The 15,581-nt window shown below is 57.7% G+C and carries 10 protein-coding genes and 1 riboswitch; of the genes, 6 read left to right on the top strand and 4 right to left on the bottom strand.

Features of this window, described 5'->3' with window-relative positions; all coding sequences use genetic code 11:
* Position 1: 1 nt before the first annotated feature.
* The 5 genes from aroC (at position 2) to PGY33_RS08745 (ending at position 8,290) form a co-directional block, all read left to right on the top strand.
* The gene (aroC, locus tag PGY33_RS08765) at positions 2-1,096 is read left to right on the top strand and encodes a chorismate synthase (protein WP_270478250.1); all 1,095 of its coding nucleotides are present in this window, start codon (positions 2-4) and stop codon (positions 1,094-1,096) included.
* Positions 1,089-2,219 carry a prephenate dehydratase gene (pheA, locus tag PGY33_RS08760; RefSeq protein WP_270478248.1) on the top strand — a complete coding sequence of 377 codons (1,131 nt, stop codon included), beginning with the start codon at positions 1,089-1,091 and terminating at the stop codon, positions 2,217-2,219. The genes aroC and pheA overlap by 8 nt, the downstream gene beginning before the upstream one ends.
* 15 nt (positions 2,220-2,234) lie before the next feature.
* On the top strand, positions 2,235-3,506 hold the full coding sequence (gene aroA, locus PGY33_RS08755; protein ID WP_270478246.1) for a 3-phosphoshikimate 1-carboxyvinyltransferase: 1,272 nt from the start codon (positions 2,235-2,237) through the stop codon (positions 3,504-3,506).
* A gap of 3 nt (positions 3,507-3,509) precedes the next feature.
* Positions 3,510-4,895 carry a shikimate kinase gene (locus PGY33_RS08750; protein ID WP_118480228.1) on the top strand — a complete coding sequence of 462 codons (1,386 nt, stop codon included), beginning with the start codon at positions 3,510-3,512 and terminating at the stop codon, positions 4,893-4,895.
* A 392-nt stretch (positions 4,896-5,287) separates the two neighbouring features.
* Positions 5,288-8,290: an S-layer homology domain-containing protein gene (locus PGY33_RS08745; RefSeq protein WP_118480230.1), complete on the top strand. Its 3,003-nt coding sequence runs from the start codon at positions 5,288-5,290 to the stop codon at positions 8,288-8,290.
* 368 nt (positions 8,291-8,658) lie between these two features.
* On the opposite strand, the gene brnQ is transcribed toward PGY33_RS08745, so the two are convergent.
* The 4 genes from brnQ to PGY33_RS08725 all read right to left on the bottom strand — a co-directional run bounded on the left by brnQ (position 8,659) and on the right by PGY33_RS08725 (position 13,997).
* Positions 8,659-9,942, bottom strand: a complete 1,284-nt coding sequence (gene brnQ / locus PGY33_RS08740; RefSeq protein WP_118480232.1) for a branched-chain amino acid transport system II carrier protein — start codon at positions 9,940-9,942, stop codon at positions 8,659-8,661.
* A gap of 75 nt (positions 9,943-10,017) precedes the next feature.
* Complete coding sequence (tgt, locus tag PGY33_RS08735) at positions 10,018-11,160, bottom strand: tRNA guanosine(34) transglycosylase Tgt (protein ID WP_118359587.1); 1,143 nt, start codon at positions 11,158-11,160, stop codon at positions 10,018-10,020.
* A gap of 23 nt (positions 11,161-11,183) precedes the next feature.
* On the bottom strand, positions 11,184-12,209 hold the full coding sequence (gene queA / locus PGY33_RS08730) for a tRNA preQ1(34) S-adenosylmethionine ribosyltransferase-isomerase QueA (RefSeq protein WP_118480235.1): 1,026 nt from the start codon (positions 12,207-12,209) through the stop codon (positions 11,184-11,186).
* 81 nt (positions 12,210-12,290) lie between these two features.
* The gene (locus tag PGY33_RS08725) at positions 12,291-13,997 is read right to left on the bottom strand and encodes a SpoIID/LytB domain-containing protein (protein WP_118480237.1); all 1,707 of its coding nucleotides are present in this window, start codon (positions 13,995-13,997) and stop codon (positions 12,291-12,293) included.
* 93 nt (positions 13,998-14,090) lie between these two features.
* Positions 14,091-14,273, top strand: a riboswitch (Lysine riboswitch).
* A gap of 221 nt (positions 14,274-14,494) precedes the next feature.
* Between PGY33_RS08725 and asd the strand changes: the two genes are divergently transcribed.
* Positions 14,495-15,577 carry an aspartate-semialdehyde dehydrogenase gene (gene asd / locus PGY33_RS08720; RefSeq protein ID WP_270478242.1) on the top strand — a complete coding sequence of 361 codons (1,083 nt, stop codon included), beginning with the start codon at positions 14,495-14,497 and terminating at the stop codon, positions 15,575-15,577.
* Positions 15,578-15,581: the final 4 nt, after the last annotated feature.

Genomic DNA, 15,581 nt, shown 5'->3' with positions numbered 1-15,581 from the left:
CATGGGTTCTACCTGGGGCAATGCAATCAAAATTTCCATTTTCGGTGAATCGCATGGCACGGGCATCGGCGTTGTGATCGACGGATTCCCGTCCGGCGTTATGTATGACGAGGCGTTTGTCCTGCGCGAGATGGAGCGCCGCGCACCGGGCCGCAACAAGCAGTCCACCGCGCGCAAGGAGCCGGACAGGCCGGAGATTCAGTCCGGCATCTACAATGGCAAAACGACGGGCACGCCCATCTGCGCCGTCATCCGCAACACCAATCAGCGCTCGAACGACTACGCCGAGCTGGCGGCGCAGCCGCGTCCCGGTCACGCGGACTACACGGGTATGCTGCGCTACGATTCCTGCAACGACCCGCGAGGCGGCGGCCATTTCTCCGGCCGACTGACAGCTCCGCTGGTGTTTGCCGGTGCGCTGTGCAAGCTGTGGCTCAAGGAACAGGGCGTGACGGTCGGCTCGCACATCCAGTCCATCGCGCAGATTCAGGATATGCCGTTTGATGATGTAGAAGTCACCGCCGAGCAGCTGGATACGCTGCGGAACGCCGAATACCCGGTGAACAATCCGCGTGCGCTTGAAGCCATGCTGGCCGCTATCGAGGAAGCACGTGAGGAACAGGATTCGGTTGGCGGCGTCATCGAGTGCGCAGCTGTCGGCCTGCCGGCCGGTATCGGCAGCCCGATGCTCGACAGCGTGGAGAGCCGCCTGTCCTCTATCCTGTTCGGCGTGCCCGCTGTCAAGGGCGTGGAGTTCGGCGCAGGCTTTGCCTTCGCTGCGCTGCGCGGCTCGCACGCAAACGACCCGTTTTATGAGGAAAACGGGGTTGTCAAGACCGAAACCAACAACAACGGCGGCATCCTTGGCGGCATCACGAGCGGCATGCCGCTCATCGTGCGCGCGTGCATCAAGCCCACGCCGTCCATCGGCATGGTGCAGGATACGCTCAACATCCGCACCGGCAAGGTCGAGCCGCTGTCCATCCATGGCCGCCACGACCCGTGCATCGTCACCCGTGCCGCGCCGGTGGTCGAAGCCGCCTGTGCCGTTGCACTGGCAGATCTTCTGAGGGAGGCGAAGGGTTATCATGCGTGAACTTCCCGAAATCCGTCAGGACATCAACCGCGTTGACTCCGCTATCCGCGAGCTGTTTCTGCTCCGTATGTCGCTCGCGCTCGAGGTCGCAAAGACCAAGGCCCAGTCGGATGATAAAATCTACAAGCCGGACCGCGAAGCGGAAATCGTTGAGAAGCGCTCCGCCGGTATGGAGGAGGAGCTGCAGCTCAAGTACGTTTCCCTTCTGCAGAGCATGATCCGTGCAAGCCGCGAGTATCAGTACAGCGAAATTCTGCGTCAGGCGCCGGAAAAGTTCCCGTTTAAGCCGAGCGAATCGCTTATCGAGCCGAAAACCGTATTCTATCAGGGAGTTCCGGGTGCGTATCAGGAGCTGGCCGCGCGGGCGCTGTTCCCGAACTGCGAACCGCACAACGTCCCCACCTGGGAGCAGGTTTTCCAGTCCGTCCGCGACGGCAAGGCCGATATCGGCGTTGTGCCGGTCGAGAACACAACCGCAGGCACGGTCAGTGAGGTCTATGACCTTCTGCTCGACTACGACCTGTACATCAACCGCTCGTACATCAAGAAAATCTCGCATTGTCTGGCGGCGGTGCCCGGCACAAAGCTCGAGGATGTCAAGCGCGTCTGCTCGCATCCCCATGCGCTGCCGCAGTGCCACAGCTTCATCTCTGCACACGATCTGGAGGCCATCGAGGTGGCGAACACCGCCATCGCGGCCCAGAACGTGCAGAAAAAGGGCGACAAGAGCCTTGCTGCCATCTGCTCGCAGGAGGCGGCTGTGCGCTACGGTCTCGATATTCTCGCCGAGGGCATCAACGACATGCAGCACAACGAAACACGCTTTATCGCCGTCAGCAGAACGCTGACCTGTCAACCCGAGGATAACCGCATCGAGATCGCATTCCACATTCCCAATGCGTCCGGTACGCTCATCACCGTGCTGGACACCATCGCGCACTACGGCATCGACATGACCGAAATCCACTCGCGTCCGCTCAAGGACAGCCCGTGGTGCTATGTGTTCTATGTCGATTTCACCGGCAACATGCGCGACCATGCGGTGCAGTCCCTGCTGTATCAGCTTCATGAGGAGCTTCCCTATATCAAAGTAATCGGCAGCTATTGCGTGCCTAACGAATAAAAGGAGTACAAACCCATGCAAATTCAACCCTGCGGCCCTTTGCGCGGTGAAATTACCGTGCCGGGCGACAAATCCATCTCGCACCGCGCCGTTATGCTCGGCGCACTGGCAAGCGGCACCACCCATATCACCGGCTTTCTGATGGGTGAGGACTGCCTGTCCACCATTGACTGCTTCCGCAAGATGGGTGTCGAGATTAACATCACCGACGACGAGGTTATCGTGGAAGGCGTTGGTCTGCACGGTCTCGAAGCGCCGTCAGAAGCGCTGTACGCCGGCAACTCCGGCACGACCACCCGCCTGCTGTGCGGCATTCTGGCCGGTCAGCCGTTCACCGTTACCATGAGCGGCGACCCGTCCATCCAGAAGCGCCCGATGGGCCGCGTGATGAAGCCGCTGCGTGAAATGGGCGCGTCCATCGAGGGCAAGAACGACAATTTCTGCCCGCTGACCCTGTTCCCGAGCGAGCTGCACGGTATTGAATACCGTCTGCCGGTAGCATCCGCTCAGCTGAAGAGCGCCATCCTGCTGGCAGGTCTGTACGCCGAGGGTCAGACGACCGTTATCGAGCCGGCTCCCTCCCGCGACCACACCGAGCGCATGTTCCGCGCACTCGGCGTTGAGATTGAGACCAGCGGCAATACCATCACCCTCGACCCGCCGGAGGATCTCCATGCGGTCGATATTGCGGTTCCGGGCGATATTTCGTCCGCGGCGTTCTTCCTCGTTGCCGGTGCGATCATTCCGGGCAGTGAGCTGACGATAAAAAACGTGGGCGTCAATCCGACCCGCACGGGTATTCTTGATGTACTGCGCGACATGGGCGCGGACATCACCGAGTCGAACTTCCGCGATGAGGCCGAGCCGATGTGCGACCTGACCGTCAAATACAGCAAGCTGCACGGCGTGGAGGTCGGCGGCGCTATCATCCCGCGTCTGATCGACGAGCTGCCGGTTATCGCGGTAGCCGCTGCATTCGCTGAGGGCGAGACCGTTATCCGCGACGCGCAGGAGCTCAAGGTCAAGGAGTCCAACCGCATTGCCGCTATGGTCACCGAGCTGACCAAGGCAGGCGTGGACGTTGAGGAGACCGACGACGGCATGATCGTTCACGGCGGTGCCAAACCGCACGGCGCATCCTTCGAGACCTATAAGGACCACCGCATTGCGATGAGCCTTGCCGTGCTCGGTCTGGCAGCCGAGGGCGCAAGCCGCATTGACAAGCCGGAGGTCGTTGCCATCTCCTACCCCGATTTCTTCAACACCCTCGAACGTCTGGGGGACTGAGTTATGCTGCTTTCCATGGACGAATTTCGCGCTTTCGAGCCGAAAAAGACCACCTATGCCCTGTTTGGCTGGCCGCTCGGCCACACGATGAGCCCGGAGCTGCACGCGCAGCTGTTCGAGGCCTCCGGTCAGGACGCGGACTACATCGGCGTTGCCGTGCCGCCCGAGGATTTACCGGAAGCGTTCGAGCTGGCCAAGCGCAAGCTCGGCGGCATCAACTGCACGATTCCGCACAAAAAGGCTGTCATCCCCCTGCTCGATGAGATTGACACTGCTGCCCGCGACCTGCACTCGGTCAACACAGTCCGCTTTGCGGACGGCAAGGCGACCGGCTTCAACACGGATATCCTCGGCTTTGCGGAGTCGCTGAACCGTGACGGCGTATCGCTCCAGGGTAAAAAGGTGCTGCTGCTCGGCTACGGCGGCGCGGCTTCCGTGATGGCATACCACTGCGTGACGCAGGGCGCATACCTAATCATCACGGGACGCAACCTCGAGAAGGCCGAAGCGCTGCAGAAGCAGCTGACCGATGCCGTTCCGGGCGCACGCATTTCCGTGTTCAGCCGCCGGCACATTCCGCGCGATATTCATATCGTGCTCAATTCCACGCCGGTGGGCATGTACCCGAAGGAAAACGCGGCTCCGCTGCATTATCTGCCGCACAAGACCGAGTATGTGTTCGATGCGATCTACAATCCTCCGGTGACCTCGACCATGAAGCTCGCCAATCCGCGCAAGACCAAAACACGCGACGGACTGTTCATGCTGGTCATGCAGGCGGCGCATGCGCAGACCATCTGGACCGGCGTGACCTTCAAGCCGCAGGCATGCGAAACCATTCTGCGCCGCACCTACGGTAAAATGGCGGTCAAGCGTCTGCACGAGAAGCATGGCAAGAAAAATCTGGTGCTGTGCGGCTTTATGGGCAGCGGCAAGACCACCATCGGCCGTAAGCTGGCGCGTCTGACCGGACTGGAATTTATTGACGCGGACATCTACCTTGAGGCGAAGGAAGGCAAGAAAATTTCCGAGATTTTCGCTGAAAAGGGCGAAGCCTATTTCCGTGACCGCGAGACCGCGTATATTAAAGAGCTGTCTCAGAGAGACGGCATCGTACTTGCGCTCGGCGGCGGCTCTGTCCTCCGTCCGGAGAATGTGGCGGCTGTCAAGGAGACCGGTCTGCTCATCTTGCTCGACACACCGTTCTACCGCATTATGAAGAACCTTTCCTATTCCACGAATCGCCCGCTGCTCAATAAGCCGGACAAGCAGGCGGAAACACACCGCCTGTACAATGCGCGCAAGGCGCTCTACCATCGAGTGGCCGATATCGCGGTGCGCAGTCCCAAGCTGTCCGAGGTTCTGGAAAAAGTAGTAAAGAGCGTATAAGGCACTGTACAAAATTGCTAAATGCGTTTATAATTAGGGACATACTGAAAAGTATGTCCCTTAGCTTGTCGAAAAAGCAATATTTGATTTTTATGCTTCGTGCGGCAGCACGCATTCAATCGAATTTGCTTTGCAAATTCATAAATTCCGGGAGCATGGCCCAGACCACCCTCTCTTGCCGCTATGCGGCAATTCACCTTGTGTATCTCGGAATTTATACAAGGGAAGAAAAAATGTGTCCGCAGGACGCGGTTTTTCTTCGAGATTCGCTCGAAAGCGTGGTTTCGAGCGAGAGGCTGTTCGGAAAACGAAGTTTTTCGACAGCCTCAGGGACATACTGAAAAGTATGTCCCTTTTTTCACACCCGCAATAAAAGGAGGAACTCAAGGATTATGAGAACATCAGTCAAACGTCCCTGTCGCCTGATTGCAGCCGCGCTTGCCGCTCTGCAGCTATGCGCAGGCGCTGCCGGAGCCGTTTTCGACAACAGCTTCAGCTACACCTACTCCCTCGGCAGCGGTCTGCAGTACAGCCGCACCGAGGGCAAAAACAGTGCCGGTCTGCAGCACGCGAACGTGCTGACATACTCGCCGAACGCCGGTGTAACGCCCCTCATGGTCTACGCCGATGAGCAGCTGTACGGCAGCAAGGCCACCATCACAAATGCGGTGAAATATCTGCAGAACCAGGGAAAAACCGTGCTTGGCGGCATGAATGCAGACTTTTTCGTTATGTCTACCGGCATTCCGATCGGTCTGGTCATCGACAGCGGCGAGCTCATTTCGTCCGATGCCTGGCAGTATGCGGTCGGCTTCAAGCAGGACGGCACAGCTGTCCTCGGCCGCCCGACTATGGGCATCCGCGTGAGCGGCAAGAGCGGCACGGTCAACGTATCCTACTTCAATAAGACGCGCACGACGGCTGGCGCGTACCTGCTCGATCACAACTACGATGACTCGACGCACTTTGCGGCCAAGGGCACGAGCATTATCCTCGAGCGCGTGGATGATACACCGGTCAAGGTCAACGGCTCGGTCAAGCTCAAGGTTGTGAACAAGGGCACGGGCAGCAGTCCCATTACGATCACCAAAAACCAGATGGTGCTTACTAAGTCGGACGGCGCAAATGTACCCTCATGGGTGGATTTCGAGGTTGGCGAGGAAGTCACACTGTCTATCGCAGCGAACGACAGCAGCTGGAGCGACGTGCAGTATGCGGTCGGCGGCAAGCTGCTGATGGACAACAGCACGATCACGACCGACGGCATCGACGCAGGCTCGACCCGCAGAGCACGCAGCGCAGTCGGCGTGAAGGCAGACGGCACGGTTGTTCTGTATGAAATCGACGGCAACCAGTCCTCGTACAGCGTCGGTCTGACGGCGGCAGAACTCGGTCAGGAGCTGAAGGAGCTCGGCTGTGTCCGCGCCATCTGTCTGGATGGCGGCGGCTCCTCCGCAATGGCGGTCCGCAATCCCGGCGAGAGCACCGCAGCTTTGATCTCCCAGCCGTCGGACGGCTCACAGCGCGCGTGCGCCAACTACATTTTCTTTGTCAACAACATCGCGTCGGACGGTGTGACGGCTCATGCTGTGCTCACGCCCAGCCACCGCTATGTGCTCCCGGGTGGAAGTACCTGGTTCTCGGTCAAGGGTGCAGATGCGTCTTACGCCTCGGCAGACGCACCGACCGACCTCAGCTACACGGTGAATGATGAACTGGGCACGGTCTCCGGCCAAACGTTCACCGCGGGCAGCAAGGCCGGACGTGCGGCCATTACCGGCTCAAACGGCACGGTTTCCGGCTCGATGAACGTGTGCATCACCACCGGTGTGGACTCGATCGCACTGCAGAGCGGCGGCAAAGCGCTCAGCTCTATCTCGGTCAAGCCGAACCAGACCGTCAACGTGGATGCGCTCGCGTACCACCTCGGCCATACGATGGGAGCTGCGGATTCCTGCTTCAAGTGGAGCGTGTCCGGCGATGTCGGTGCGGTAAATGCGGACGGCGTGTTCACTGCGGGCAGCCGGATGGCCTCCGGCACGCTCACCTGCTCGTATGGCAGCGTAAGCAAGTCCATTTCGGTCAATGTTGGCATGGGCGACGCGCAGAGCGCTCATACCGTTGCGGATTTTGAAAGCGGTCTGAACAATCTGACCGCATCGGACGGCGTAACACTCTCGCGGGTGACGGATTACACCTCGGTGGCACGCGGCACCGGTTCGCTCCAGGCGATGTGGAACGGCACCGACACGAACGGCTTTACGATTTCTGTTCCGGCGGCTGATGCTTCGAGCATGCAGCACCTGACACTGTGGGCGCACAGCAGGAACACGGCAGGCACGCTCACGGCGGTGTTTGCCGACGCGGAAGGCAATGAGCTGACCGCTCCCCTGTCCGCTGCAACCGGTAACAGCTGGAAACAGCTGACGGCAAGCGTGCCGGACGGCGCACAGCAGTTCACCGGTCTGCGGTTTGACAAATCCGACGCAGGCTCCGGCGGCTCGGCGCTGTACCTCGACCAGATCGTACTGAGCGCAGATCATGCGGTGACGAATACGGATGCGCCGTCGGTCAAGCTGAATACGACCTCGGCAACGGTCAGCATCGGCACAAATGCCGCGCTTTCCGGCACTGCCACCATGGAAAACGGCAAATATCCGGTGCGCGCAAGCAATATTGCGGTCAAGGTGGACGGCAAAGCCGTTTCCGGTGCAGCTGTGATGAGCGGCTCGACCATGACCATTACGACCGGCACACTGTCTGCCGGTACGCATACCGTGACCGCTGACGTGTCCGATGATGCAGGCAACCGCACGCGCGTTTGTGCGACCGTAACCGCCGGTTCGGCATCCAACGTGTTCGCGGACACCGCGTCGCACTGGGCAAACGGCTACGCTTCCCTGCTGAGCGCACGCGGCATCATGAAGGGCGAAACCGCAAACGGCAGCACCTATTTCCGCCCGAACCGCAACCTGACCCGTCAGGAGTTCGCGGTGACGATGGCGCGTCTGCTGAATCTGGATACCTCCAGCACCTCCGGCACGCTCGGCTTTGCCGATGAGGACAGTATTCCGAGCTGGGCACGCGGCGCAGTTGCCGCAGTTTCGCGTGCGAACATTATGAACGGCTCGAGCAGCAATGGCAAGCTGTACTTCAACCCGCAGGCCACCATGACGCGCGCTGAGGTTATGACGGTCATCGGCCGCTGCCTGCCGCGCGGCTATGCGGCGGTCAGCCTGAATTACACGGACGCGTCCGTGATTCCGTCGTGGGCGACCGAGCAGGTCAAGACCTGCGTTTCCGCCGGTGTCATCGGCGGTTACTCGGATGGTACCATCCGACCGAACGGCAATATCACCCGCGGTGAGATTGCGAAAATTCTGGCTCTGTTCTAATGGCCGTCCCGGAACTGCAGTTTTACAACAGCAACACCCGTCAAGAAAAATCTTGACGGGTGTTCAGTCTATCAAAAAAGCAGCATTTCGACTCTCGTACTTCGTGCGGCAGCACGCATAAAATAGAATTTGCGGAGCAAATTCATAAATTCCGAGAGCATGGTCCAGACCACCCTCTCTTGCCGCTATGCGGCAATTCACCTTGTGTATCTCGGAATTTATACAAGGGAAGAAAAAATGTGCCTGCAAGGCGCGGTTTTTCTTCGGAATTCGATCGAAAGCGTGGTTTCGATCGAGAGGCTGCTCGGAAAACGTTAGTTTTTCGACAGCCTCAACACCCGTCAAGAAAAATCTTGACGGGTGTTTTCTTATGCCTTTTCAGCTTTCTTCGGAAGCAGCAAGCCAATCAACAGACCGACCGCAGCCGGAATCAGCCAACCGAAGCCGAGTGCGTTCAGCGGCAGTGTCCTCAGCAGCGGCGACACGACCGGAATCGGGAATGCCGCGGCAATGCTCTGCACCGCAGTAAAGGCAATGCAGAGGCGGTAAACCGCACAGTGTTTCTCCGGCTTCGGGAGGAACGACAGTGCAATCAGTACGATAGCGACCGGATAAATCGCGTTCAGCACCGGCGTGGACAGACGGATAATACCCGCCAGACCGATATTCGAAATAATCATGCTGGCCGCAGCAAAGAACGCCGCAATGGCCGGATACGGAATACGCGGCAGCAGCTCATGGAAATACTGGCCAACGCAGGCAATCAGGCCGACACAGGTATTGAAGCATGCAATGACGAAAATTGCGGCAAGCAGCACCTGCCCGACCGGGCCAAACAGACCGCTGGCAATATTGCTCAGCGTATCCGCGCCAGTCGAGCCGCCCGGCCATGCCGCGCCGGACAGTGCGCCAACGTGCGTCAGCATCGCGTAAATCAGAAGCAGCATTGCGCCTGCAATCCAGCCTGCACGGATGGTGCTGCGGCGCACCTGCTGTTCGTCCTCGATACCGTAATCCCGAATATTCAGCGCGATAACCGCGCCGAAATTGAGTGCCGCCAGCGTATCCATTGTCTGGTAGCCATCCAGAATGCCCGTCAGGCTCGGCAGCGAAGCGTAGTCTGCGGTCGGCACGCCGTAATGCTCTGCCACCGGATGAAACAGGCAGCCGAAAAACAGCACGAAAATCAGTACAATCAGCGTCGGACATAGAATACGTCCGAGCCAGCTTGTCAGCTTTTCCGGGTGCAGTGCAACGAAAAACGCTGCCGCAAAGAACACAATAGAGTAAATCAGCTGCCGCATTGCATCTCCGCCAACGAGCGGCGTGAGCATTTGGAACGATGTACTCGCCGTGCGCGGGATGGCCAGACACGGACCGATCGACAGGTAAACCAGCAGCGCGAATACTTGCGCAAATCGCGGATGCACACGCCCGGCCAGCTCGGACAGCCCGCCTGCACGCGCGACCGCAATCACGCCAATAACCGGCAGGCCGATCGCGCTGAACGCAAATCCGACAAAGGCCAGCCACGCGTTAGTGCCCGCCTGTGCACCGAGATACGGCGGGAAAATCAGGTTTCCGGCACCGAAAAACATAGAAAATAGTGTAAAACCTACCAAAAGCAGGCTTCTTCGGCTCAACTTTTGCATAGCAGTTCTCCCCTTCCTTCTGAATAGTGATAGTGCCATCATCGCGGGACAATGGCGCTCGGGTTTGCATCCGGATCAGATGCGTTTGCTCATTTTTTCGCTGTATTCTGCGCGATAGTCCTCGAATGTGCCATTATCGAGTGCGTCACGGATTTCCTGCATGAGGTGGTTGTAGAACCACAGATTGTGCATAACGAGCAGTCTCTGGGACAGCATTTCACCGCTCTTGAGCAGGTGGCGCAGATAGGCGCGGCTGAACCGCTGACAGGTCGGGCACTGACAGCCTTCTTCGATCGGACGGTCATCGGTCTGGTACTTAGCGTTCATAATGTTCAGGATGCCGTTGTGCGTGAACAGATGACCGTGACGCGCGTTGCGGGTCGGCATAACGCAGTCGAAGAAATCAATGCCGCGGGCGACACCTTCAATAATGTTACTCGGTGTGCCGACACCCATCAGGTAGCGCGGCTTATGCTCAGGCGCATGCGGCAGAACAACATCGAGAATATGGTACATGACCTCGGTGCTTTCACCGACGGCAAGACCGCCGATGGCATAACCCGGCAGATCCAGCTCCGCAATTGCTTCCATGTGCTCGATACGCAGGTCATCATAAGTGCCGCCCTGATTGATACCGAACAGCAGCTGGTGCGGGTTTACCGTATCCGGCAGCGTGTTCAGACGGTCAAGCTCGGTTTTACAGCGTTTGAGCCAGCGTGTGGTACGGTCAATGGAGTTTTTTACATACTCACGCGGCGCGGGGTTCTCGATACACTCATCGAACGCCATCGCAATATCCGAGCCAAGGTTGGACTGGATGCGCATGCTCTCCTCCGGTCCCATGAAGATCTTGCGGCCGTCAACGTGCGAGTGGAAGGTTACGCCTTCCTCCTTGATTTTGCGCAGGGTCGCCAGCGAAAACACCTGAAATCCGCCGGAGTCGGTCAGCATCGGACCGTCCCAGCGCATGAATTTGTGCAGACCGCCCATCTGCTTGACGATCTGGTCGCCCGGACGGACATGCAGATGATAGGTGTTGGACAGCTCAATCTGGCAGCCAAGCTCCTTGAGATCGAATGCGTCAACCGCACCCTTGATAGCACCCGCTGTGCCGACATTCTGGAATACCGGCGTCTGTACCACGCCATGTGCCGTGCAGAACTCGCCGCGACGGGCGCGGCCCTCGGTTTTGATTAGGTTAAATTTTCCGATTTCCATAATTCCCTCTTATCCTGTTTTTATTAGTACAAAAGCATCGAATCGCCGAACGAGAAGAAACGATATTCTTCCTTAATGGCTTCCTGATACGCATTCATGACCATTTCTCGTGTCGCAAATGCCGAAATCAGCATCATCAGCGTGCTCTCCGGCAGATGGAAGTTGGTCACGAGATGATCGACTGCCTTGAATTTATAGCCCGGATAGATGAAAATATCCGTCCAGCCGGACTGTGCGCGCACGGTACCATCGTCAGCTGCGATGGTCTCCAGCGTGCGGCTGGCTGTTGTGCCGACCGCCCAGATCTTGCCGCCTGCGGCACGCGTATCGTTGATGATCCCCGCGGTCATCTCGTCCATGACATAATACTCGGAGTGCATGATGTGGTCGGTGATCTCATCCTCCTTGACCGGGCGGAACGTACCCAGACCGACATGCAGCGTCACGAACGCCAGTTTTACTCCCTTGGCTTTCAGCGCGTCAAGCAGCTCGGTCGTGAAGTGCAGACCGGCGGTCGGTGCAGCTGCAGAGCCCGGTGTTTTAGAATAAACCGTCTGGTAGCGTTCGGGATCATCCAGCTTTTCCTTGATATACGGCGGCAGCGGCATGGTGCCGAGCTTGTCGAGGATTTCCAGGAAAATGCCCTCATAGTGGAAACGGATCAGGCGGTTGCCGTCCGGCTGAACAGCCTCAACGGTTGCGGTCAGCAGGCCGTCACCGAAGGTCAGCTCTACGCCGGTGCGGGTCTTTTTACCCGGACGCGTCAGGCATTCCCACAGGCCGTCGCCCTTGTCGGTCAGCAGCAGCACCTCGATTGGCGTAACATGGCCGACAGCGTGGCCCATCAGCCGCGCCGGAATAACGCGGGAATTGTTGAACACCATGCAGTCGCCCGGCTGAACATACTCCAGCAGATCGCGGAAATGACGGTGCGTCACCGAGCCGTCCCTGCGGTCGAGCACCATCAACCGGGACGCGTCGCGCTGCTCCAGCGGATGCTGGGCAATCAGGCGTTCGGGCAAGTCAAAATAAAAATCGCTTTTCTTCATCACAAAGGCAAGGACGCTTTTAAGACAATATCGCCTAAGCGCCCCTGCCGTTTTTCCTCCCTTGCGTGTTGATTTTATAGATTACTCGGCAATTTCAATGCCGGTAAAGTAGAATTTCAGAATCTGATCATAGGTGAAGCCCTTCTGCGCCATTGCGTAAGCGCCCCACTGACTCATGCCGACGCTGTGTCCCCAGCCGGAGCCGCTGAACGTATAGCTGGTCGGATTGGTAACGGTCGGCGTGGTATTCGAGCCGGTATTGCCCGAATTACCGCTGTTTGCATCCTCGTCATCGCCGGAATAGTCACTTGTGGTTTTGACAAGCACAGTGCTGCTTGCGTTGTCGAAGTCAACGTCAAAGCCAATCGCCTTGCCGATATCGCGCAGCTTGTAATAGTTGTTGCCGTTGATGATGTAGCCGTCCAGTGTGATCTCCTCGCCGTCGAGCACAATCGTCGAGGTGGATTTGCCGATTTTCTCCACCGCCGTGGACGAATCCGCAAGCTCGCCGCCAACGGTCTCATACGCCGTGCCGGAGGTCAGGAGAATACGTTCATTCTCCTTATCCCAGCGGACGTTGAACTGGCCTTTGGTGCCGCTCAGCAGATATGCAATATCGCGCAGCTTGAAATAATTGTTGCCATACTGCGTGCCGTTTACAATGTAATACCCCTGCGGAGATACGTTTTTGCCGTTGACCTTGACGTTATGCGTCGAAGCCTTGACCTGCAGACTTGTCTTGTTGCCCGAGCCGCCGACCGGCGTGATCGTATAGCGAATGCTCTTGAGACCGAACACTGTGCGGACGCTGCTCCTGGAAATCGTAACCGACTTGCCGCTCGTATCCGTCACCGTCACTTCGTTTACGTTATCGGTTGCGGTGCGCTTGGTGACCTGCACATTTGCCACCTTGCCGATGGAATAGCCTGCGGCATTCACCTTCTGCTGAATCTCATCGGCGGTGAGCGTCACCGTCCATCTGTCCTTGCTCGGGTCCTCATACGGGTCAGCCTTACCCTTGAGGTACGCGTAATCGCCGCCCCAGACATTCGCTGCGTCCTCGGTTGCGCCGCCGTCCGACGAATAAAAGTAACCGATGACCGAGCTGCCGTTGTACGACAGCGTTTCACCCTTGGTCGCATCTACTGCCGCGTCAGAGGCCTCGGTTGCACGGTTGGCGCCCAGATACACCTGACAGTTCGTGGTGTTGCACAGCTCGTAATCACTGCCGTGCTTGTGTGTGCCCAGTGCGAACGAACGAGCACAGACTGCCTGCGCCTTCTGTGCTTCGGCAGGCCAGTCCGGGTCGATCTCGTACGGCAGAACACCCTTCACATAATCCTCCACACCCACATAGTTTATAACAGTGATGCTGCCGTTCGATGCGCGGCGGTACACAAAATCACCGTGCCACTTGTAGCCCTTGAACCACGTCAGCGTGCTGTTCGGACGGATGGCGATATGGTCTGCACCCGCTGCGGACGTATACAGCACCGAGCCGCTGTCGGTATCGATGACCTGAAAGGCATCGTTCACCAGCTTGACGGTCAGCGCACTGCTCGTGATCGACTTGCTGCCGGAGAACGCGGTGCCGCTGACGGTGCCGACCGTGTAGCCGGTTTTGCAGCCGCTAACGTTCTCGAGTTGCGGTGCCGCAAAGGCGGAAGCGCCGCTGATTGTCAGACCGACACGCAGGCGTGTATCGCTGTTTGCTGCATGTGCCGGAACAGCACCGATGCAGGTGACCGTCATCACAGCGCAAAGCAGCATGGATAACAGCTTTTTCATTTTATCAACTCCTGTTTTATTTTTTATCCTTGTTTCGCCTTGTTCTTATTGACAAACTCAAGGGTATATTCTAAAATAAAAAGCGAAAGTATCAATACAGATAGAGGTGCGGTTTTCATCAGTACCGGTTGGAAGGGTCCGCAGACCCGATAATCACCCGGGAAAGGGACCTCCGCCGAAGCCGGTGCTTGTTGCGGAAAGGCCGTGCTGGACGCCGTCGGAAAATATCCCAGCGTCTGTCATCAGCGGAAACGCCGGTGGAGAGCTATTCTGTTTAGAGCGCAGCGGTTTGTTCCGCTCCCTCTATTATAGTATAGATCATACCGGTTTTTCAACCGGTATTTTTCTTTTGAGGTAACTCCGCACAATTCGTCTGCGGCACTTTGCGGAAAATTGCTCTTGCCGAATCATCCGAAGTCACCTCTGGATATTCTTTCTGTATGTTTTTCATCACATAATTTCTTTGTTAGAATACCTTTTGGAAGGATTTGATAAACATGAAGCAGTACAAAGTAGGCATTGTCGGCGCGACCGGTATGGTAGGTCAGCGCTTCACCCTGCTGCTGGAAAACCACCCGTGGTTCGATGTCGTAGCACTCGCTGCATCCGGCCGAAACAAGGGCAAGACCTATGCCGAGGCTTGCGAGGGCCGCTGGAAGATGACCGTTCCGATGCCCGACAAGTACAAGGACATGGTAATGTATGATGCAACTGCTGATGCAGAGGAGATCGCCTCCAAGGTTGATTTCATCTTCTGCGCGGTAGATATGAAGAAGGATGAGATCCGCGCCCTTGAGGAGAAGTACGCAAAGCTCGAGTGCCCGGTTTGCTCCAACAACTCCGCTCACCGCGGTACCCCGGACGTTCCGATGATCATCCCGGAGATCAACGCTGACCATGCCGAGATCATTCCGGCACAGCGCAAGCGTCTGGGCATCAAGCGCGGCTTTATCGCCGTTAAATCCAACTGCTCGATCCAGTCCTACGTTCCGGCGCTGTCCGCTCTGATGGACTTTGAGCCGACCGAGGTTTCCGTCTGCACCTATCAGGCGATCTCCGGTGCCGGCAAGACCTTCGAGACCTGGCCCGAGATGGTCGACAACGTTATTCCGTACATCGGCGGCGAGGAAGAGAAGAGCGAGAAGGAGCCGATGAAGATCTGGGGCCACATCGAGGGCGACCACATCGAGTCTGCAACCACTCCGGTTATCTCCGCACAGTGCCTGCGCGTTGCATGCTCTGACGGTCACATGGCTGCCGCTTCGGTTAAGTTCAAAAACAAGCCGAGCAAGGAAGTTATGATCGAGCGCTGGAACAACTTCAAGGGCCGCGCACAGGAGCTGAACCTGCCGTCCGCTCCGGAGCACTACCTTACTTACTTCGAAGAGGATAACCGTCCGCAGACCAAGCTGGACCGCAACCTCGAGAATGGTATGGGTGTTTCCATCGGTCGTCTGCGTGAGGATACCATCTTTGATTACAAGTTTGTCAGCCTGTCGCACAACACTCTGCGCGGCGCAGCAGGCGGCGCTGTTCTGATGGCAGAGCTGCTTTGCGCCGAGGGCTATATGGACCGTTAAGGAG

It is taken from the genome of Butyricicoccus sp. AF18-9LB (assembly GCF_027684505.1).
Taxonomy (GTDB): Bacteria; Bacillota; Clostridia; order Oscillospirales; family Butyricicoccaceae; genus Agathobaculum; species Agathobaculum butyriciproducens.
The sequence above is the reverse complement of the archived record's forward strand: the minus strand, read 5'-3'. Positions and strand labels throughout refer to the sequence as shown.